The following is a 22,401-nucleotide window of genomic DNA, read 5'->3' on the forward strand; positions in this document are numbered from 1 at the left end:
CTCTAATTTTATCCTACGAAATAGGACAGTATGGTTATTATAATAAGTACCAATAAGACAGATAAAATAATATCTGATAATTCAATACTTTCTTTATTCTCTTGTTTATGTTCTTTGGTTAACGTTCCGAAGGATAATCCAGCTATTGCTGCATAGCTAGGAGGGTTAGTCAGCAGGCTCACAGTAATACATAAGATTACCGAAAAAACAAACATAAAAATTGCCATATGTGCAAAATTTATGGTTGCAAACTGAAATGCCACGCCAGACAAATCATCTTTAAATATCTCTGCTATAATTCTACATGCTGCCACAATCAAGCCCGAAAACAAGGTAATTATAGCTGCTTTAGCATTTACTCTTTTCCATAATATTCCTAACAAAAATACAGCAGTGATTGGTGGTGCGATATACGATTGCACACTCTGTAAATATTGGTATAAAACACCTCCTCCAATTTTCTGCATGATAGGTATCCAAATGATTCCCATTACTACCATAACTACTGTAGCTAGTTTTCCAACATTAAGTAACTTCTTTTCTGAGGTGTAAGGTTTAATTTTTTTATAAATATCAATTGTAAAAATTGTAGAACAAGAATTGAATACTGATGCCAATGAGCTCATTAGTGCAGCCATTAATCCTCCCGCTACGAGTCCTTTTAATCCAACGGGTAATAATGTTTTTACTAATATAGGAAAAACCTCATCTGCCTTTTCATACGTTAATACACCTTGCTTTGCAAGGGCAAATGCAATGATTCCTGGGATGAGAAAAATGAAAATCGGTAAAATCTTAAGATAGGCGCCAAATATTGCTCCTCTTCTACCTATTTTTATGTTGTTTGCTGCTAGCGTGCGTTGTACAATATATTGATCGGTACACCAATACCAAATCCCAACAATAGTACCTCCAAACAGCAATCCTGTCCATGGAAAATCAGGATCATTCATTGGTCTCCACATATTAAAATGATTTGATCCTACAGTTTCTCTTAATGTACTCCAACCACCAACTTCTTGTAGCCCTAAAAACGTAATAATAACGGATCCTGCAATAAGAATTACTGTTTGTAATGTTTCTGTATAGATGACAGCTTTCATACCACCTACTACAGTATAAATCCCTGTGAATATTACAATCCCTATAGCTCCGTACCAAAATGGGATTCCAATTAATTCGGAAACCACTACTCCTCCGGCATATATAGTTACCGAGACTTTGGTTATTACATAACCCACTAATGAAAAAACAGATAAAAACCATCTAGATCGACTATCAAACCGTTTCTCCAGAAACTCTGGCATTGTAAAAACTTTGCTCCGCATATAGAATGGAAGAAATAACCAACCAAGTACCAATACAATCCAAGCATGAAGTTCATAATGCGCCATTGGCATACCCGATTCTGCACCGGTTCCTGCCAATCCCACAACATGTTCTGAACCAATATTAGAGGCAAAGATCGATGCTCCTATAACAAACCAACCTACATTTCTACCCGCGAGAAAATAATCTTCAGTGTTTTTGTTCTTTTGAAGAATCACCCACACAGCAACCCCAACTAAAGCTAAAAAATAGAGGGCTAAAACAATCCAATCTCCAAATTCTAATACTGATTGCATATTTTTAGGACCTATATATATTGATTAATAATATTTTCGAATAATTCTTGCTTACCACTCTGTAATTCTAATTCTCCATTTTCTTTAGCAATATCATAAAGCTTGTTTAAGTCTAGTTTTCCTTCTTCAAAAGCTTTACCATTTCCAGTATCGAAAGAACTATACCTTTTCTCTCTTAAACTTTCATAGGAAGATGAAGAAATAATTCTATCTGCTATGGTTAGTGCTCGCGCAAATACATCTGCACCACCAATATGAGCAAGAAATACATCCTCCATATCCGTAGAGTTTCTTCTCACTTTAGCGTCAAAATTAACTCCACCACCTTGCAACCCTCCTGATTTAAGAAATACTAACATGGCCTCAGTAACCTCCGCAATATTATTGGGAAACTGATCTGTATCCCATCCATTCTGGTAATCACCTCTATTGGCATCTATACTACCCAGCATTCCTGCATCTGCCGCAACTTGTATTTCATGCTGAAAGGTATGTTGTGCTAATGTTGCGTGATTCACTTCGATATTGATTTTGAAATCTTTATCTAAACCATATTCTTTTAAGAATGCGATTGATGTAGCCGTATCAAAATCATACTGATGTTTCATTGGTTCCATAGGTTTAGGTTCAATAAAGAAAGTTCCTTTAAAGCCTTGCCTTCTTGCATAATCTCTAGCAGTAGTTAAGAATTTAGCCATGTGATCCAATTCACGTTTCATATTGGTATTAAGAAGTGACATATATCCTTCTCTACCACCCCAAAACACATAGTTTCCACCATTCAACGCTATTGTAGCATCCAAAGCCAGTTTCACCTGTCCTCCTGCTCTGGCTAAGACATTAAAATCTGGGTTCGTGGCTGCTCCATTCATATATCGAGGATTCGAAAAGCAATTGGCTGTCCCCCACAGAAGTTTTACACCAGATGCTTGTTGTTTCTCTTTGATATAATCAACAATAGTTGATAATCTTTTTTCCGATTCAGAAAATGTAGCTCCTTCTCTTACTAGATCATAATCATGGAAGCAGAAGTAATCGAAACCCATTTTAGTAATAAATTCAAAAGCAGCATCAGCTTTTTCTTTTGCAGCGATAATTGCATCTGCAGATTTATCCCAAGTATAATTTAATGTCCCAGGACCAAAGGGATCGGCACCAGTACCACAGAAGGTATGCCAGTATGCAATGGCAAACTTAAAATGCTCTTTCATAGTTTTGCCAGCAACTACTTTATCTGCATCATAATACTTAAATGCCATAGGGTTATCTGAAGCAGCTCCTTCAAACTTTATATCGTTAATTCCTTTAAAATATTCTTTATTTCCTATTAAAGTCATCTGTACTTTATTTTTTTATAATTCTATTTAATTCTCTTTTCCAATTTTTATATGCTTCTAAATAATCTTCTTGATTTTGAAGCGGGTGATATGTCATTACATGATCGTTTTTGGTAATCATTGTACCAAAATCTTTAAATGCACCATCGCTTAATCCTGCCGCTCGTGCTGCTCCAATAGCACCAGTAGTATTGTAAATTTCTATTTCCTGATTAATCAATGTAGCAACTGTATTCGAAAAAATTTCTGAACGAAACAGATTATCATTACCTGCGCGTATTACTTTAATTTTGACACCATCTCGTTTCAAGATTTCCATTCCATACACAAATGAGAATGCAATTCCTTCTAAAGCTGCCCTAAAAATGTGGGATTTGGTATGTTTATTTAGATTTAGATTGCATATATGTGCTCCAATTATCTGGTTATCAAACATTCGTTCTGCTCCATTTCCAAAAGGGATGAGTTGTAAGTCATTAGACCCAACTGGAACTTTTGAAGCATGGGAATTCATGGTTTGGTAGGAATTGGTTTCGAGGTTAAGATTATTTTTTAACCATCGGTATTGAATTCCAGCACCGTTAATGCAAAGTAGCTTTCCTATGCTTGTCGTTGTTTGTGAATGGTTTACGTGAGCAAAGTTATTCAACTTCAATCCTTCTTTGGCAGAAAGATTATCTGTAACCGCGTAAATAACACCTGATGTTCCTCCTGTAGCTGCCACTTCTCCGGCATTAAACACATTGAGTGACAATGCATTATTAGGCTGATCTCCCGCGCGATATAAAATAGGAATCCCTTCTTTTAAGCCGCTTTCATATGCTCCTTCAAAAGACAATTCACTTTGATGTGAAAAAGTAGGAACTATTTCTGGTATCAGTTCTGAACTGATATCATAATACTTCAATAACCATTTTGCAGGTCTTTCTTCTTTAAAATCCCACAACGTAGCTTCAGATAGGCCTGATTTTGTAGTATTTGCAACTCCCGTAAATTTATATGCAATATAGTCTCCTGGTAATAAAAATTTATGAATTCTTTTATAATTTTCGGGCTCATGATCTCTTACCCATTTTAGCTTTGACGCTGTAAAATTAGCAGGAGAATTAAGCAAATTTGTCATACATTTTTCTTCTCCTATTTCACGAAACGCTTTATTACCAATGGCTACCGCTCTACTATCACACCAAATTATAGAGTTCCTGATGAGTTCACTGTTTTGATCTAACAGTACTAAACCATGCATTTGATACGAAATCCCTATACCCTTGATCTGATCTGGACTGATCGTATTTTCTTTTAATATTCGTTTTGAAGCTTTACAGACATATTTCCACCAAAATTCTGGATTCTGTTCTGCCCATTCCTTATCCACTGAAATAATATCCATCTCTTCTTCTGGTTCATTAACAGAAGCAATAGATTTACCTGTTTCTGCGTGAATCAACGCAGCCTTTATAGAGGAACTTCCTATGTCAAATCCTATGTAGTACATTAATATAAATTTTTGCTTGGGATAAAAGTTCTAATTATAAAGCAGATATAAAATTTCTATCCATAAAATCATCGAAAACCTCTAAACTGAGTTTTCGTAATTAGTTGTAATAATTTAGTTTTGAGATTGCCGGATAAGATTAAAAAAGAAGTTATTTCTAAAAACCTAGAGAAAAAACCTTCAAAATCAATTAAAAACTAACTTATATTAAAAAATATTGGGGGATACTTTTAATTTTTCTGATACACTCGGATATAATCAATTATTAAAAAATCAGTAAAATCAGAAGCGATTGGACTCACAGGTAAATTACCTCCAACAGAAAGATTCATTATCAAGTAAAACTCATCATTAAATGGATATGGCTGCCCATTTGTTTGCGCTGGAGTAATAGTATGATATTCGACATCATTCACCAACCAGGTAATCTTATTTTCTTCCCAGATAATAGAAAAAACATAATATGACTTATCATAGTTTTCATTAGGAGCAGGATATTTTTTAGAATTAAATTGACGGTTATTAAAATCGCTTCCATAATGAGCCGTTCCAAAAACTTCTGCCTGATCCTCTCCTAAATATTCCATAATATCTATTTCTCCACCATTAGGCCACCATGCACTAGGATCAGCTATAGTATAATTATGATTTAAAAGCCATAATGCCACCCATGAACCAGTAGCAGAAGGCATACTAGCTCTAATATCTACCCTACCGTACTGAAACTCGAATTTATTATCTGTATGAATTCTGGAAGAGGTATAGTTCAACCCTCCAATGTTTTCATTTATAGCTGCAATAACCAAATTACCTTCCTCAAAGAATAAATTCTTAGGACTGTCTGTATAATACTGAAGTTCACTGTTCCCCCAACCACATAAATTAGGGCAACCATCTCTTAAGTGAAATGACCATGTATCCTGAGACAATACATCGTCATTAAATTCATCGCTAAACACCATATTATATCCATCATAAGAAGTAGGCGCATCAAATCCTGATGTTGGGATTACAACTCCTATGGAACAACTAGAACAACTGCTTCCACCGCAATCTACTCCTGTTTCTTCTCCATTTTGAATTCCATCACTACAAGTTGCTTGAATTGGTGGTTGAACCACATCATCATCACTTGAAGAACAGGCCATCAAAAACGCTCCTAAAATAATAAAAGAATACCTATATATTTTCTTGTTAATCATAATCATAGCATTAAGTTATGGGAGAAGAAATTCTTCCCCCATTTAATATTATTTTATAGAAATGGTATAAAATCTTTCACATAAAACTCACCGGCAACAGTATGACCGCTTCCTCCAAAACGTAATGTAAATACTGTATATGTTGAATTATCCGGTAATAATGTACCAGAACCTGCTGCAGCTGCAGCGGTACCATCGAACTCTAAGGTAACCCAAGTATCAAATTCGGCTACAGTTTGAGAAATTACTGTCCATCGGTTAAAAAATTCATTATCATCATCGTGTAAAATTAATTCTACAGTTGGTGTTAATCCTCCTGAAAAATCCTGTCCTAATGGAATGAACACGTCTACTCTGAATTTAAAATATTCTGAAAAATCAATAGACTCACTTTGAGGTTGAAACTTGAAGTCTTCAAAACCTCCAAATCGGCCATCATCTGGTCTATATACTCTTCCAACACCTTGAGTACTTCCGGCGGGGTCTGAAGCACCATAAGTTACATCAACGCCTTGCCCATAAGGACTACCATCAGCATTTGTGGTTCTAGGTTCTAGATTCATTCCTGAGCTAGTATCTTCTGCTTCGAACGTAAAATATCTCGGTAATCCACTAGATGCCAAAGCATCTGCTCTTGGAGTACCAGGCACTACTAAACTAGTCGTTGGAAGAAAATCTCTAACATAAAAAGTAGCAGTATTTTGGTGGTTTGACCCTCCAATTCTAATTGCTATAGTATTATAAATTGTCGCTGCCGCTAGTGCATCACCGCCATTAAGGCCTATGGTTACCCAAGAATCAAAATCTACTGGGTCAACTTCTTGACTAAGAATCGTCCAGGTTTCCCAAAAAGTTGGGTTAGTAGAATCCAGTAAAATTACCTCAACCAATGGAAGGAGACTAGTATCATAAGCATTACTAGAAGGAATAAAAACATCTAAGGTGAATTTATTATATGCAGAAAAATCTATAACTGTAGGAAAGGTTTCAAATTTAAAATCTGAAAAACCATCCGCTATATTTCCTTCAGGACGCGTATATCTACCGACAATCTCTCCAGAACCTGCAGGATCATCAATACCAAAATCTAACGTAACACTGTTATCACTTGGTATTCCTAAGTTTAAGGAAGACTCCTCTAACTCAAATGTATGAAAATAAGGCAATCCTGTTCCTACCAAAGCATCAAATCTTGGTGTTGCTTCGGGACATTCATTTCCACAAGGACCTCCGCAATCTACTCCTTCTTCTCCTTGATTTTGTATCCCGTCATTACAGCTAGGGCAGGAGACACCACTACTTCCTCCACAATCTATTCCTTCTTCATCAAGATTTTGAATACCATCACCATGTGAAGGCAAAGTAGTACCTAAATTGAAATCTGTGTCCTCCTCACATGATGAGGTTGCTATAAAAAGTCCAAGAGTCATTAGTAACACTCCAGCTTTTATCAATGATTTTATATCAACTGTATTTTTCATTTTTCTATACTTAAGTATTATTTAATAACCTTCGTTCTGTTCCAACATTCCAATCGGATACGTATCTATTTCTTGCTGAGGAATAGGCAATAACAAATCTCTTGGAGCTGAGAAATCAGTCTTCCCAATTGCACTAAGGGCTGATACAATTACTCCTCCTCCATCTGCTTTATCCCAACGTACCAAATCCGTAAAGCGATTCCATCCTTCGGTTGCCAATTCCCTACGTCTTTCATCTCTAACACCTTGTAAAGTATATGTTGGTGCAGCAGAGTTGCCTTGACCATAAGCTCTATCAATTATTTGTTGGAATGATGCTGCTCCATTTCCGCCACCTCCCATAAGAGATGCTTCTGCATGCATCAATAAGAGATCGGCATATCTAATGATTTTTTCATTTAAAGGTGACTGGAAATCTGTTGTTAATTCTTGTACTTCTTCAAAAGTTAAGAAGTATTTTTTGGCACCTGTATTTACTCCAATGGCATATCCAAAATTAGGTGGCACAGGATCCCATCCTAATGCTTCTAAACCGGGAGAATTGGTACTCTGGCCAGGAAGTAAAAAAGTGGCATTCTTTCTTTGATCACTATCATCAAAAAAGTCAACTAATTCCTGTCTTGGTATAAAATTGTTAAATGAATTGTAACTCTGTAGAAAAGGAAAACTCCATTTCCAAGATCCTGAACCTTCCTGCGATTGTGAAGAATCATTAAAATCCACCGTAGATAGACCATCTACATAATTAATTTCAAAAATAGATTCTTTCCCAAATTCATTTGTTTGAATAAAATTATCACTGAAATTTTCTTCTAAACTATATACTCCTTGATTAACTACTTCTTCTGCAGTAGTAACAGCATCACCCCATTTTTCTTGATACAAGTACACCTTGGTTAGTAATGCAAGTGCGGCACCCGATGTAGCAGCGCCTTCAACTCGGCCAACTCTTCCGATTGGTAAAACGGTACCAGCATTCTGTAAATCAGCTTCAATAAATGCGTATACTTCTTGTTCTGAAGATCTAGGTTTAAACTGTTCTTGATCCGCAGAGATTATTGGTTTATCAAAAAGAGGAACTCCTCCAAAAAGGCGAACTAACTCAAAATAATAAAAGCCTCTTAAAAACTTAGCTTCTGCAATAATCTGTTCTTGCAATCCTGGAGTTTCAAATTTATCAAACTCTTCAGCCAATTGAATAGTGAAATTTGCTCTTGCCACACCTTGATACCATTTACTCCATAGTGATGCAACAGATGCTAAAGTTGGTGTAATCGTATTAAATTGATCATACTGCGCGCCTATCTGCCAGAAAGCGGCCGATTGAGAATGTAAATCATCAGCTCTCACCCCTTGTTGCATAAGAGGAAAAGTTTGGTTTCCCCTTACATTTTGCCATTGCAATGCATCGTAGGCTCCATTAAGACTATATACTACATCTTGCTCTGTATTAAAAGCTGTATCCAGAACAATTTCGGTTATTGGTTCCTTATCTAATATGTCCTCAGAACAAGAAGACAATAATATTGCTCCACTAAAAAGTAACGTAAAACTCTGTTTCGCTCTCTTTGTTAAAATATATTTTAATGTTTTCATTGTCTTAAAAATTAAAATTAAACCCTAGTAAAAAATTACGTGATTGTGGAAAAAAACCTTGGTCAATTCCTATGTTCAAAGGACTGTTTGAGTTATTCTGTCCAATTTCAGGGTCTAATCCAGAATACTCTGTTAAGGTCAATAAGTTTTGACCCGAAACATAAATTCGTACGGATGAAGCGCCTATAGATTTAGCTGCTACTTCAGGAATAGTATATCCTAAAGTCACATTTTTTAGCTTTGCATATGTGCCGTCCTTTACATGAAAATCAGATATTAATTGCTCTCCATTAGTTGAAGTGGTCACTGCTATATTTCTTGGAGTAACAGATTCTTCGACATAAGATGACGGCCTATTGGTACCTACGGCATCATATCGAATTGTAGCATCAAAAATATCATTCCCTGCAGTTCCTGACATGAATGCAGAGAAATCAAATCCCTTATAGTCAAATCCTAAACTAAAACCAAAAGTAAAATCAGGATTCGGATCCCCTATGATTGTTCTATCACCCGAATCTGGTGTTAATTTATTATTTCCACTATTATCTAAATCAGCAAAGACAAGATTACCCACGGCATCTCTTCCTTCAACAACAAAACCGAAAAAGCTGGCAATAGGATCTCCTACTCTCGTTCTGGATGCAAACCCTTGAAATTGTGGTTGTATTGCGGCAGCATCTATAAAAGAAGTCTCTCCTAAACTGGTTACTTCATTCTCGTTAAACCCTAAATTAAAATTAACATTCCAAGAAAACCCTTTAGAATATGTATCACTCCAGGAAAGTATAAACTCAAAACCTCGATTCTCAATATCTCCTGTATTTTCTACTGAAGGATTCACTCCAGATGTTAATGGTGTTGTTGCCTGTAATAATATGTCACTAGTTTCTTTTGTATAATAATCTGCTGTAAAGTTCAGTTTGTTATTAAATGCATTAATATCTAAACCTATATTAAGTTGTTCAATTTCTTCCCATTTTAAATCTGGGTTAGATAACCCTGTTAAGACAATCGCTGGTTGTCCGGCATAATTAACTCGATTGTTCACAGAAGACTTATATGCTAATGCTCTGGGAGATCCGTCGTTACCACTGATACCCCAACTTCCTCTAATCTTGAAAAGGTTCAGGTACTCATTATCTTGTAGGAAACGTTCTTCAGAAATAACCCAACCAGCTGATAAAGCCGGAAACCATCCTGAACGCTCATTAGGTCCGAAATTAGATGATTTATCATTTCTAAGAACTGCGCTAAGTAGGTATTTATCATTATAGTTATAATCTATTTTTCCAAAATAAGATTCTAACCCTAAAGGTATAGATGATCCCGCTGTCACTACTGCATCAGCATTATTCGAAACAGATAATCCGAAATTAACACTCTCAAAATCATTTACAAAAAAAGGTCCTGGAGTTCGTACTGTGGGTCCTCCATCAAATCTTGTATCTACGATTTCATAACCACCAAGAATACTTAAATTATGATATTGCTCTGCTAGTTTTGCAAAAGAATACTCTGCGGTTCCACCATATTGCCTTGTAATAGTATTATTCAATACTTCTTGATAAAAAACATTGCTTGTTGTATCGTATTCCTGATTTGGTTGGAATATTACTGGTAGAAAAGATCTATTAAAAATAGATGCACTAAATGCTCCATAATTACCTTTAAGCTTCAAATTATCAATCGGCCTCCACTCTAATGAAACGGATAGGTTAAGAATATTCTGTACTGTTTGTGAATCTAATAAGGCAAGTGAAAAAAGTGGATTTTGTACTGCACCTAAGCTATTCAGAGGTACACCGTTTGCAGTTGGCCTACTGTTTTGTAAGCCAGGATTGAAAAAATTACCCTGATCATCAAACGCTGGATAAATTGGAGGCAATGCATTGATAAAACTACTAATACCTACACCGGCACCACCATTATTCTGGGATACATTAAACCGTTCTTGATTTTGATATTGTGCCACGATATTGAAACTAAGGTGATCGGTTATATCTCCATCAAGGGCTCCTCTAATATTTCTTCTATTAAATTCTGCTTTGTTATCTCCTCCAAGTATACCTTCTTGGCCAAAATACCCTCCAGAAACGGCATATGAAATTCTTTCTCCTCCTCCTACTATCGAAGCATAAATGTCCTGAATGGGTGCATCATCAAATAACACATCGTACCAATCTGTATCCGGTAAAGCCTGACGTTCAGCATCCGTGAATGCCCCTCTAAAACCTGCAGCTAAGTTTCCTCCTGCAGCCGCAACACCTGCATTATAATATTGTACATATTCATCTCGATTCATTAAATCAGGTTGGTTTGCCAGACTTTGGATACCATAATACCCACGAATCGATACTTCTGGTTTTAATCTGTTCTTTTTGCCCCCTAAAGTTTCTATCAAAACTACTCCGTTACCACCTCTAGAACCATAAATAGCACTGGACGCAGCATCTTTGAGAACCGTTTGAGACTTTATATCATTAGGATTAAGAAATGTCAAATTCGGAACTTGAATCCCATCCACTATATACAATGGATTTGAGTTATTAGGAGTACCAACTCCTCTTACCCTCACGGTTTGAGGAGAACCTGGAGATCCTGAATTTTGTTGTACAACAACCCCTGGTACTGTTCCTTGTAAAGCAGCTTCTGCCTGTGATATAGGTAATTGCCTTAAGACCTCAACATCAACTGTAGCTATAGCTGTGGTCAATGTTTTTCTATTCTGAGTCTGACCATATCCTACGATTACGACTTCATCTAATGCTTGAGTATCTGCAATTAAAGAAACATTTATAACTGCTTGTTTTGATACAGAAACTTCTTGAGTTAGAAATCCTAAGTAACTAAAAACTAAAATTGCATCCTCAGGTACGTTGGTAACTGTATAATTACCATCAAAGTCTGTAGATGTCCCGTTAGTGGTTCCCTTAATAATAACATTTACTCCTGGAACCGGAATCCCATCTTCTCCAGTAACTATCCCCGAAACACTTTGTGAATAAGTGTTACTTACCATCAAAACGATTCCTATAAAAAGAACCTTTAGTAAGTTATTTTTCATACTGACTGTTTTAAATTATTAATTTGATTGTTTTGTGAATTTTGATTGTTCTAAATTAATTTTTATCGAACCTCATTCAAAAAAAGTAACGCTTTAGCACATGAAAAAGGCACGTAAAAAACAACATTGAAGTAGTAAATTTCCTCAAGAACAAAAACACAAACAACTAATTACCAAACACTTAGATAGACAAAATGATTTGTGATTTATTTCTCCGTAAACGTTTAAGTAAATTACTTTCATTCTTTAAACCAAAAAATGAATAATCTTCATAAACACGGGTAAGAAATTGCCGATTTGTTTTAGGAATTAAGAAAAATCATAAAAGAAGAAAGTTAAATTACATGATCCAATAAAGTTTAGTTTATGTATCAAAAAATCCAGTTTTCAAAATAAAAAATAAGTGTAAAATTCCCTTGGACTTATAATTTTTATAGAAACAAGTATATTGATACAGCATAATTTTTAATAAGCTAAATAACAATGATAGCATTTCACATAGAACAGTTTTTTTTACAACTAAGACAAGAGAAAATAATAGGTGTGCCTAAGTTATATTGAATTTTAATACCTTTAATCTCAAATTGCAAATCTCTTAGAAGAGAAACTATTCTTAAATATGTTATTCGATTTCGGTCCCAAAAGCTCTGTATTACTTGTATTTTTTTGTCAGGCGGTTGTCTTTTCTGGGTTACTTTTACAAAAAGGTATAAAAAACCAGAACAATGCTAGTAAATGGTTAAGCTTATTTGTTTTTTTAGGATGTCTGTATATTGCACCTTTTATGCTAGGATATGCGAACTGGTATTCACAAAAAATATATAGAGAGATTCTTTTTTTTATTCCGTTTCAACAATTATTTTTAATCGGCCCTGTACTCTACCTCTACGCTCAAAGCTTACTAGATCAGTCTTTTCGATTTTCTAAAAACCAATGGATTCATTTTATACCTGCACTTCTTTATACGGGATACAGTCTGATCGTTTTTATTACGGATAAGCTCATACTATCTGATTATTACTTTTATGCGGATGGAAGAGATAAAGATTTTGATTTATGGTATCAAATTGCAGGATGGCTTTCTATGGTCTTCTATTTAATTCTGAGTTTACAGTATTATACGAAATACAAAAAAATTGCATTCGAAACTGTGAGTTTTGCTAACTCAGTTCTTTTCAAATGGATACAACATTTTTTTATTGCCTTTCTTGCTCTTCTTATCCTCAGAATATTATATTTTATATTGAATCCTGAATGGGGTGAATTTGGCAGTAAATTTTGGTACTACTTATGTTTCTCAATACTCTTTTACTTCATTGCTCTAAGCGGATATTCGAATACGGTAAAATCTTCGGTTCCTATCCGAAAATTATCTCCTGATACACCAAATAAGCCATCAAACAAACAAAACAGTGGTGAATCTATTATACCGAATATCGAAAATGGAAAAGCAGCACTTGAAAAACTAATGCTTTTAAACAAGCTTTATGAGAATCCATTGCTTACTTTATCAGATGTAGCTACTCATATGGAAACTCATCCCAAAGCCATTTCTAACCTGATCAACCAAGGGTTTCAGATGAATTTTAATGATTTTGTAAATCATTATCGTATAGAAGCGGTTATCGAAAAAATGAAATCCGGTGAACAAAACACTAAAACATTATTGGGTATTGCTCTGGAATGTGGGTTTAATTCAAAAGCAACATTTAATAGAGCTTTTAAGAAAAATACTTCGTTGTCGCCTAAAGAATTTCTTGTTAAATTATCCTAAAACAAGGTCTCAAATCTTGATTTGAAGCGTTTCAAGAATATATGTTTGTCATTTTTACCCAAAATTCAACATATGAAATCATTGCACTACTATTTACTTTTAATACTAGTACCATACTTAGCAACTTGTCAGGAAACTAAACAATTAACAACTTTACAAAAATCAAAACTTGATTCTATTGCAACCAAAGATGTTCCCAAAGGAGCACCTGGAGTTGCTGTAGGAATTGTAATGGATGGAAAAATAGTCTATGAAAAATACGCGGGATATGCTAATCTAAAAGACAGTACTTCTATCAATAAAAGGTCGCGATTTAATATTGCTTCTAATGGAAAACAATTTACAGCTTTGGCTATTCTTAGTTTAATTGAAGATAACAAATTAAATCTTGACGACGATATTAGAACTTTTTTTCCAGAACTATACCCCAAAATTAAATTTAAGATTAAGATTGCTCATTTACTAAACCATACTAGTGGAATTAGAGATGTATACGACCTATGGTCTTTACAAAGTATCACTTGGTGGAAACATACATATCGCATGGAAGATGCTTTATCCCTGTTAAGCAAACAAATCGATCTAAATTTTGATCCTGGAGAGAAATATTCCTATAGCAATTCTAATTATATAATTTTAGCTGAAATTATTGAAAAGGTCTCCGGGACTACCTTTATTGAGTATACCAATCAAATGTTTCATGATTTGAATATGCCAAATACTTCGTTCATTTCTAATCATAAAACAATTAAAGAGCCTATTGCTCAACCTTATTTTAACTTCAACACTTGGACAGGATATAATTGGATCTGGAATATTTATGGAGATGGAAACATTTTCTCTACCTTAGAGGATCAACTAAATTGGGAACAAATCCTTCAAACAAAACAAAACAAGCGGTTTTCTAAAGCGTTTTTAGAAAAAAGTCAATCCTTATTACCTAACACTAAGAATACAACCTATGGATATGGATTGGAATTCGGAGAACACCAAAATATCTCATATAAATTTCATGGAGGTTCTACAGGTGCCTGGAAAGCTATTACTGCAAGGTTCCCCGGTCAAAATTTTTCAATCATTACGCTTACTAATAGTGGAAAAACAGATCCGATGATGCAAACATTAAACAGTGCTGATGTTTTAATGGGTATTAAATCTGATTCGGAAAACATTCGATTAACACCAGAAAAAATTGGTCCTTATATATCTTTAAAAGAAATCGTAGGGCTCTACCAATTAAACGATGCCGTATGGCAGTTTGTAGAAAAAGAAGGAGAATTATATTTAGTACGCTCTGGTCGAAATGACACCAAATTAATAAGAGAAGCTGATAATGTTTTTCAACAATGGAATGATGCCCCTTTTAAGCAAGAATTTACAAAAAATGAAAAAGGTGAGATGGAAATAACTGCTTATTACACCAGAACAAAACCGTTTACACTTATCAAGAAAAATACCAATTTTAGTGATTTTGACTTCAAATCAGTAAACGGAACTTTCCTAAATAAAGAAACCGAAGTAGATTTCTCAATAAAATATGTCTCTGGCGTTAATTATAAAGTTAAAAGTGGCAAAACAAAAATGAAAGCGATTCTATTATCACCAACTGAACTGGTCATCAATGACTACAATTATAAAATCACTATAAAAAAAGATGAGAACAGTACTATCTCACATTTACTGCTAACATCTGATAGAATTCAAAATGTGAAATTTTCTAAAATTAAATAAAAGCGGGACCCGTAACACATAATTACCTAATCTAGAAATATTTAAACAAAACAAAAAATCAAATCATAATCTTCTCTAATAACAAATAAAGCTACTATAACATACAATTTGTAACCTTTTATAAAGATCTGTATCCTATGGGTAATAGTAATTTAATTTCAAAAAAATGACATTCAAATTAAAAACAGTATTCTTTATTTTTATTCTTGTATCAATCACTAATGGTTATACCCAGACCAAATCAGATATACTTTTAACCTTAAAAGCAAAAGACAGTCTCTTATTTGAGGTTGGTTTTAATCAATGTAATCTTGTTCAAATAGAAAAATTAATTGCCCATGATATTGAATTCTATCATGATAGAGATGGGATTACTAAATCTAGAGAGAAGTTTATTGCCTCTATAAAAAATAACTTATGTTCCTCTGGAAAAAACATGATAAATCGAGTACTGGATGATAGTAGTTTTGAGGTTTTTCCTTTATATAAAAATGGAGAATTATATGGTGCAATACAAAATGGTAGTCATCGTTTTGGACAAACTCAAGCTACCTATTCTCATTTATGGTTAATTGAGAAACAACAATGGAAACTTTCAAGAGTACTAAGTTACAACCATCACCAGGATCAAAACATTTCTATAACTGAGAGCTTAAAGTTATCTATAGATGAACTAAAGCAATATGTGGGAGAATATAAATTTTCTCCAGAATTCATATTAACAGTATCACTAAAAGATGGTCAATTATATGGCGAATCTCAAGGTCAAGGCGTAAAAATAAATTGTTATGACAAACATAAGTTTATTGATGATGAACGAACTCATGATCTAGAATTTCTATTAAACCAGCATGGAAATGTAACAGGTTTACATATGAAAGGTTCTGGAATGGAAATGACAGCACAAAAAAGATAAACCCATAGACAACGAAATTTATAACACAATATAATTAGCATGATTGAATCAATAGTATTTTGCATTGTAGCCATAGCTGCCATTACTGCCTTATTTTTTGCCTGGTACTTCTATCAAAAGGCAAGAGATAAAGAGCGAATATATCTGATAGAAAAAGGTGTGAAATTTTCAGACATTTTAGAAGCTCAAAAAGAACATAGAATTAAATTTATTTTTCCTTGGTTACAACTAGCAATCGTAACAAGTTCTCTTAGTGCAGCGTTCTTAATCATAGCGTTCATTATTTTATATTTAGATAATGATCCAGAATTGTTCAAAGGGTTTTTAATCACCTTTGTAATTGGTTTTTGCTTAAGTATTTCTCTCTTTATTATAAATTTCATAAGTAAAAAGAGACAAAAGTGATATGGATGACACCTATATTGATAGCGTTCTCTCGGGCAATATTGAAGCTTTTAGCTATTTTATAAAAACATATAAAAACATGGCATATAATATTTCTCTATCCATTGTTAAGGATGAACAATATGCAGAAGAAGTCACTCAAGATGCTTTTATGAAGGCGTTTAATGGACTTAAATCATTCAATAGAACTGCCAAATTTAAATCTTGGTTCTACAGAATTGTAGTTAATGAGTCTTTTTTACGATTACGATCTTTAAAAAAAAGAAAAACGTTTGTATATATTGAAGAGCAAAGTGACGCCATATTAGAAGAACAATTTGAAGAAATATCTAAAGATCATACTGATAAAATACACAAAGTTCTATCGCTTTTAGATTCTAAAGAAAGTCTAGCTTTAGAGCTTTTTTATTTACAAGAATTAAGTATAAATGACATAATAGCTATTACCGGTTGGACCAAAACAAACACTAAGGTAATATTACATAGAGCCAGAAAAAGCGTTCGTCAAATTTGGAAAACCTCTTTATAAAAAAACTATGGAAAAAGAACTGCCAGAATTTAAAGATGATTTTGTAGCATCTGTTGTTAAAAAAGCGGATCGTACACTATTAACTGAGGATTTTGATAATCAATTAATGAATACTATTCGTCAAACTCACGAATACAAGAAAGAAGTATCCTCTAAATTGAAAACTTCTATGCGCTATTTCCTTATCGGAATTTCATTAATCGGGATATATGCTTTGATTATGATTATAGACAAATCAATCTTTAATAGAACAATCAATATAGTATCCATACTCACACTATTCTTTTCGATAGGAACAGGTATAATTATTGTTGCTAATTATAAAAGATTATTTCAATCATTTTAATTTTGAAATGGAGTTATGATAATAAGAAGGATGTATCCATTTTTTTTATAAGAAACCGATAAAAATTGGTGACACATATCATTGGCAAAAAGCCAAGCAAACCAATGAATTCGACTTCTATGAAATTCTAAATCCCGCTAAAACAACTACGCAGGAGATATTTATATCCTAACCAACAGGTGGTGGATTTCAGGGAAACACCAGCGGAATGATATCTGAAGTTTCAATACAGGGTAATATGTCGATTACAATACCATTACAAAAATATACTACCGCTGTAGACTCAAAAAAGAATTGATCTTGAAAATGAAAAAAAATACTGTTTCAGATAAAGCCTTATTCTACCTCATAGATTCTTATCAAACAATGATCAATCCATTTTGAATACCAAACTTAATAAGTTCTGGAGTGTTTTTAGTATCTGTAATTTCAAACAATTCTCTTTTATGAGATTTTAGAGCATTCACGTGTACTAGCATATTGATAAAATATTCCATTAAATGATTACGCTATAATTTTCTCAAAATACATATGCTTAACGCGTTGGCCAGAAACTCTAAACCCTTTGACTGATCCATTTACATTACGTTCAAAGACCAAGGAATTAAAAATCCAAGTCGTCCCTAAAAAGACATCTTCTTTTAAAGGGTTTAAAGTTATCGTTCCAATTCTAGAATTTAAAAAAATGAGTTATCTTCATAATCAAAACAAAAAAAGTAAGTATGTTTATTTGTTCTTTTTAGTAAACATTTTATGAATAATCGTCCATTTTCCATCGGCTTTCAATAACATAAAATAATCTATATACGGTACCTCACTTTTGGGATGAGAAATTTCTACTTTTGCCACAGCGGCGTTATTAGTATAATCTATAGAAAGTATTTTACCAGCCTCACCAGTAGGTTGACCTTCTTTGGTATCCTTGATATAGGCTTCGCCCGACCAAATAGCTACTTGATTGTTCTTTACATAATACAGGTTCAGGTCTGGATGAAATGCTTCTTTTAATAATTGAGGTTGTCCTCCTGTAGAACCGGTGATATATTTATTTAAGGTTTCTCTAATAAGTATATCGTCAGATTGAGCCAAGGTATTTTGAATTCCCATTAAAACAAGCATAATTGTCAGTAAACATTTCATAAGTTCGATTTTTAAGATTGAAAAAAGTTGAATTACGAAACTATATGAATCCAATAAAAAAGTAGCATTAATCGGATAAAAGGGTCTTCGGATTTATAATTCCAAAGAAAAAACAGACTTATTTTAGGCTTTTTTTAAATTGAGCAGGAGTAACTCCTTTTATTTTTTTGAAAGCAGCATAGAAAGAAGAATTAGATTTAAATCCGCATTCATTGCCTATTGCCTCTAAGGTAAGTGTATCATTACACTGCAACATTTTTTCTGCAGAAGCTATGCGATACGCATTGATATAGTTCGAAAAACTCACGCCCACATTATCATTTAGATATTGAGATAATGCATGTGGTGTAATTTGAAGGTGACTGGCAACTTCTGATAATTTTAGGCTAGGATTGAGGTGAACTTCTTTTTGTTTAAACAGCATTTCTAATTGGTAGCTAATGGAGGCTACTTTTGAATTTTCAATTTTCTTGTTCGCATATTTTACAGTAGGTGTAAGAAAAGACAACGCATTTTCTCTACGTTTAAAAAACCAAATAACTAAGGTTATATAAAAAGTAAAAGAAAAAGACAATGCACCAACAATATAAGAAGTATACATAGTAGTATTATATGCTAACCAAATTAAAAAACCTCCTATTACAATATTAAGTATCCAGAAATTTTGTGTATTAACCTTTTCACTTTTAGAAAAAAGCTTTCTAAAAGATTCTTTAGCTTGAAATATAGCAGCAATCACATAAATAGTCCATTGTAAGAATAACAGCGTTCCAAATATTCTTGGAGGTAAACGCCACCATAACTCGGAATATTCTCTATATGGAAATAAAATACCAATGGTTATCATAAAAATGATCACAGGAATGATATGTAAGAGCCAATACCATCCACGAAGACTATCAGGTTTTGTTGCTATTCTAGTATATAAATATAAAAAAGGGCCTATAAGAAAACAGGCCGTTAAACCTACAGTAACAAATGCAGAAGAGGTGTCTGGATAAAAAGTCAAAAAAACAGATTTGGTTACTCGTACACTTATTACAAACAAAAGTGCTGCAAGAAAATAAGTAGTTCGATTTCTGTTTTTAATAAAAAAAGCGAAATATAAGCTGAGGAACAGTCCGTTAAAAGCTCCAAGTGCACTAAAGAAAAACAGTAATTGGTTTTCGAAATTCATCATTCTAAAATAAACAATTTCTTACTATGAATAAAACTCAAAAAATCTGATTGTACCCTACCTTAATTTAAAAGAATAAGTACGTACTGGTTAATTGTATAATATTTTTAGGTCTGTTCTAAAAAAGGAATAGGTCTTGTACCAATGCTATTAGATTATAAGGTTACCCTCTTTTATTCAGAAAAACTAAAAACGAAATTTTCACAGAACTCTAGACCACCAAACCTCTACAATGGGTGCCAAATTTTTATCAATTTCAGGAATAAAAGATAATAATAACACCCATTTAATTTCTAAAAAAGCAACACAAACTTATCAACTTTTAAAATATTCCGCACTTTCTCAGTTAAATTAAAATTGAATTTCAGCAAACCAAAAAACTTAAATCGCTTCAAATAAAAAACACTCTTAAAACACATAAATACCTCATCAACAAATACTTAAATATTTTCTCATATTCTTTTCTGATACTATTTTTTAAAATAAAATAATTATTGCGAACTTAAAATATTTTAGCTTTTTTAAATATTTAGCGAACGTTCGCTTTTTTTATCAAAAACTTTTTTATAATATTGTCCTGTAATTAATTATGAAAAACAACAAATCATTTGTTTAAATCATATCCAACTATAATAAAAAGGTGATGAACATTTTTTTTGAAGTATTAAAAGATGAGATGCCGTTTTTCTTAATTGTATTACAAAAAAGAACCCCACAAACACTGTTTCATAAATATTGAGCGGGATTCAAATTATTAATAAAACAACAAATTTCTAAAGGATGAAATCTCAAGTAAAAACTAAAACATTGGTGACAAATTGGGCTATTAATAATACAATTGACTACAATAATTGTGGTTACAATGCTCAAAAAAAACAATAGTAAAACCATAGACATTAACCTAAAATAAAAATTAAAAATAAGATTATGACTAATTATAATTCAGCTATCGATACTGTACGTAAACTAAAAGCAAAACATGGAAATACTTGGGCAACCATAAATCCAGAAAACGCAGCACGTATTGCGGTACAAAATAGATTTAAAACAGGATTAGATATCGCTAAGTACACAGCAGCGATAATGCGTAAAGATATGGCTGAATATGACGTTAACAGTGTAAACTACACACAATCATTAGGTTGCTGGCACGGTTTTGTTGCTCAACAAAAAATGATCGCGGTAAAAAAGCACAAAGGCACAACTGATAAAACATACCTATACCTTTCTGGTTGGATGGTAGCAGCATTACGTTCAGAGTTAGGACCTTTACCAGATCAGTCAATGCATGAAAAAACTTCAGTTCCTAAGTTAATTGAAGAAATATACACCTTCTTGCGTCAAGCTGATGCCGTAGAATTAAATGATCTTTTTCGCCGTCTAGATGCCGGAGAAGATGTTCAAGCAGAGATCGATAATTTTGAAACACACGTTGTACCTATCATTGCTGATATTGATGCAGGTTTTGGTAACGAAGAAGCAACATATCTTTTAGCTAAAAAAATGATTGAAGCTGGTGCTTGTGCTCTTCAGATCGAAAACCAAGTATCTGACGCTAAGCAATGTGGTCACCAAGATGGTAAGGTAACAGTACCCCATGAAGATTTTATCGCTAAGCTAAATGCACTTCGATATGCCTTCTTAGAATTAGGTGTAGAAGAAGGTATAATTGTTGCTCGAACAGATTCTGAAGGAGCTGGTTTGACACAAAAACTACCGGTATCTATGGAAGAAGGTGACTTGGCATCACAGTATATGGATTTTGTTGAAGCAGAAGAAGTTCTTATTGGTGAGGTTAATGAAAATGATGTATTATTTAAGCGTGATGGTAAATTAGTTCGTCCTGTAAGAATGCCAAATGGTTTGTATAAATTTAAAGAAGGCTCCAATATCGATCGCGTTGTATTAGATTGTATTACAAGTCTAGAGAATGGTGCCGATTTATTATGGATTGAAACTCCAACTCCAAATGTGAAGCAAATAGCACATATGGTAAATCGTGTAAAAGAACAGGTGCCAAATGCTAAATTAGTATACAATAATTCTCCATCTTTCAATTGGACACTAAATTTCCGTCAACAGGCATTTGATGCTATGGCAGAAGCAGGAGAAGATGTATCTGCCTATAATAGAGCTGAACTAATGGAAGCAAATTACGATGGTACTGAATTATCAAACAGAGCAGATGAAATGATTCGTATGTTTCAGGCAGAAGCATCTCGTGATGCTGGTGTGTTCCATCACCTAATTACATTACCAACATATCACACAACTGCATTACATATGAATGATTTGGTAGAAGGTTATTTTGGTGACGAAGGAATGTTGGCTTATGTAGGTTCTGTTCAACGTCAAGAGATCCGAAAAGGTGTATCTTGTGTAAAGCATCAACGTATGGCAGGTTCAGATTTAGGAGACGATCATAAAACCTTCTTTGCTGGAGAAAAAGCTTTAAAAGCTGGTGGTGAGAAAAACACTAGTAATCAATTTGAAATTAAAACAAGTGTAAAAGAGCCTGTGATGGCCTTAGATAAATAAAACTCACGTTTGAGTTATGTAAAAAGGTGATCTTAATAGGTC

Annotated in this window: 17 protein-coding genes; 7 read left to right on the forward strand and 10 right to left on the reverse strand. The window is 33.6% G+C overall.

The features are described 5' to 3' along the window. Window positions 1-8: 8 nt before the first annotated feature. The 7 genes from Q0975_RS06240 to Q0975_RS06270 form a co-directional block, all read right to left on the reverse strand. A complete protein-coding gene (locus Q0975_RS06240) occupies window positions 9-1,625 on the reverse strand; it encodes a sodium:solute symporter (RefSeq protein ID WP_299434474.1) in 1,617 nt (538 codons plus the stop codon). An 11-nt stretch (window positions 1,626-1,636) separates the two neighbouring features. Beyond that, window positions 1,637-2,962 (reverse strand): xylose isomerase, encoded by a 1,326-nt coding sequence (gene xylA, locus Q0975_RS06245; RefSeq protein WP_299434476.1) that lies wholly within the window; start codon window positions 2,960-2,962, stop codon window positions 1,637-1,639. 7 nt (window positions 2,963-2,969) lie between these two features. Next, window positions 2,970-4,457, reverse strand: coding sequence for an FGGY family carbohydrate kinase (locus Q0975_RS06250; RefSeq protein ID WP_299434477.1), 1,488 nt, complete (start codon window positions 4,455-4,457; stop codon window positions 2,970-2,972). 230 nt (window positions 4,458-4,687) lie between these two features. After that, window positions 4,688-5,665, reverse strand: coding sequence for a glycoside hydrolase family 16 protein (locus Q0975_RS06255; protein WP_299434479.1), 978 nt, complete (start codon window positions 5,663-5,665; stop codon window positions 4,688-4,690). Between the two features lie 47 nt (window positions 5,666-5,712). Then, complete coding sequence (locus Q0975_RS06260; protein WP_299434481.1) at window positions 5,713-7,140, reverse strand: hypothetical protein; 1,428 nt, start codon at window positions 7,138-7,140, stop codon at window positions 5,713-5,715. A 21-nt stretch (window positions 7,141-7,161) separates the two neighbouring features. Beyond that, a complete protein-coding gene (locus tag Q0975_RS06265; RefSeq protein ID WP_299434483.1) occupies window positions 7,162-8,736 on the reverse strand; it encodes a RagB/SusD family nutrient uptake outer membrane protein in 1,575 nt (524 codons plus the stop codon). 4 nt (window positions 8,737-8,740) lie between these two features. Next, the gene (locus tag Q0975_RS06270; protein WP_299434485.1) at window positions 8,741-11,803 is read right to left on the reverse strand and encodes a TonB-dependent receptor; all 3,063 of its coding nucleotides are present in this window, start codon (window positions 11,801-11,803) and stop codon (window positions 8,741-8,743) included. A gap of 619 nt (window positions 11,804-12,422) precedes the next feature. Here Q0975_RS06270 and Q0975_RS06275 point away from each other — a divergent pair. From Q0975_RS06275 to Q0975_RS06300, 6 genes are all read left to right on the forward strand, one after another. Continuing rightward, window positions 12,423-13,577 carry an AraC family transcriptional regulator gene (locus tag Q0975_RS06275; protein ID WP_299434487.1) on the forward strand — a complete coding sequence of 385 codons (1,155 nt, stop codon included), beginning with the start codon at window positions 12,423-12,425 and terminating at the stop codon, window positions 13,575-13,577. 72 nt (window positions 13,578-13,649) lie between these two features. Continuing rightward, a complete protein-coding gene (locus Q0975_RS06280; protein ID WP_299434488.1) occupies window positions 13,650-15,308 on the forward strand; it encodes a serine hydrolase domain-containing protein in 1,659 nt (552 codons plus the stop codon). A gap of 166 nt (window positions 15,309-15,474) precedes the next feature. Beyond that, window positions 15,475-16,224 carry a DUF3471 domain-containing protein gene (locus Q0975_RS06285; RefSeq protein ID WP_299434490.1) on the forward strand — a complete coding sequence of 250 codons (750 nt, stop codon included), beginning with the start codon at window positions 15,475-15,477 and terminating at the stop codon, window positions 16,222-16,224. A 39-nt stretch (window positions 16,225-16,263) separates the two neighbouring features. Then, window positions 16,264-16,629, forward strand: a complete 366-nt coding sequence (locus Q0975_RS06290) for a hypothetical protein (RefSeq protein ID WP_299434492.1) — start codon at window positions 16,264-16,266, stop codon at window positions 16,627-16,629. Window position 16,630: 1 nt separating this feature from the next. Continuing rightward, entirely contained in the window at window positions 16,631-17,158 is a 528-nt protein-coding gene (locus tag Q0975_RS06295) for a sigma-70 family RNA polymerase sigma factor (protein ID WP_299434494.1), read from the forward strand. 7 nt (window positions 17,159-17,165) lie between these two features. Beyond that, on the forward strand, window positions 17,166-17,504 hold the full coding sequence (locus Q0975_RS06300; protein WP_299434496.1) for a hypothetical protein: 339 nt from the start codon (window positions 17,166-17,168) through the stop codon (window positions 17,502-17,504). A 359-nt stretch (window positions 17,505-17,863) separates the two neighbouring features. On the opposite strand, the gene Q0975_RS06305 is transcribed toward Q0975_RS06300, so the two are convergent. From Q0975_RS06305 to Q0975_RS06315, 3 genes are all read right to left on the reverse strand, one after another. Continuing rightward, window positions 17,864-18,001 carry a hypothetical protein gene (locus Q0975_RS06305; protein ID WP_299434498.1) on the reverse strand — a complete coding sequence of 46 codons (138 nt, stop codon included), beginning with the start codon at window positions 17,999-18,001 and terminating at the stop codon, window positions 17,864-17,866. A 229-nt stretch (window positions 18,002-18,230) separates the two neighbouring features. Then, window positions 18,231-18,644, reverse strand: coding sequence for a nuclear transport factor 2 family protein (locus tag Q0975_RS06310; RefSeq protein ID WP_299434500.1), 414 nt, complete (start codon window positions 18,642-18,644; stop codon window positions 18,231-18,233). Window positions 18,645-18,762: 118 nt separating this feature from the next. Continuing rightward, window positions 18,763-19,824, reverse strand: a complete 1,062-nt coding sequence (locus Q0975_RS06315) for an AraC family transcriptional regulator (RefSeq protein WP_299434502.1) — start codon at window positions 19,822-19,824, stop codon at window positions 18,763-18,765. 924 nt (window positions 19,825-20,748) lie between these two features. On the opposite strand from Q0975_RS06315, the gene Q0975_RS06320 reads away from it, so the two are divergent. Further along, on the forward strand, window positions 20,749-22,359 hold the full coding sequence (locus tag Q0975_RS06320) for an isocitrate lyase (RefSeq protein WP_299434504.1): 1,611 nt from the start codon (window positions 20,749-20,751) through the stop codon (window positions 22,357-22,359). Window positions 22,360-22,401 lie beyond the last annotated feature (42 nt).

Origin of the sequence: uncultured Aquimarina sp. (assembly GCF_947500065.1) — a bacterium.
In the GTDB taxonomy this organism is placed as follows: domain Bacteria; phylum Bacteroidota; class Bacteroidia; order Flavobacteriales; family Flavobacteriaceae; genus Aquimarina.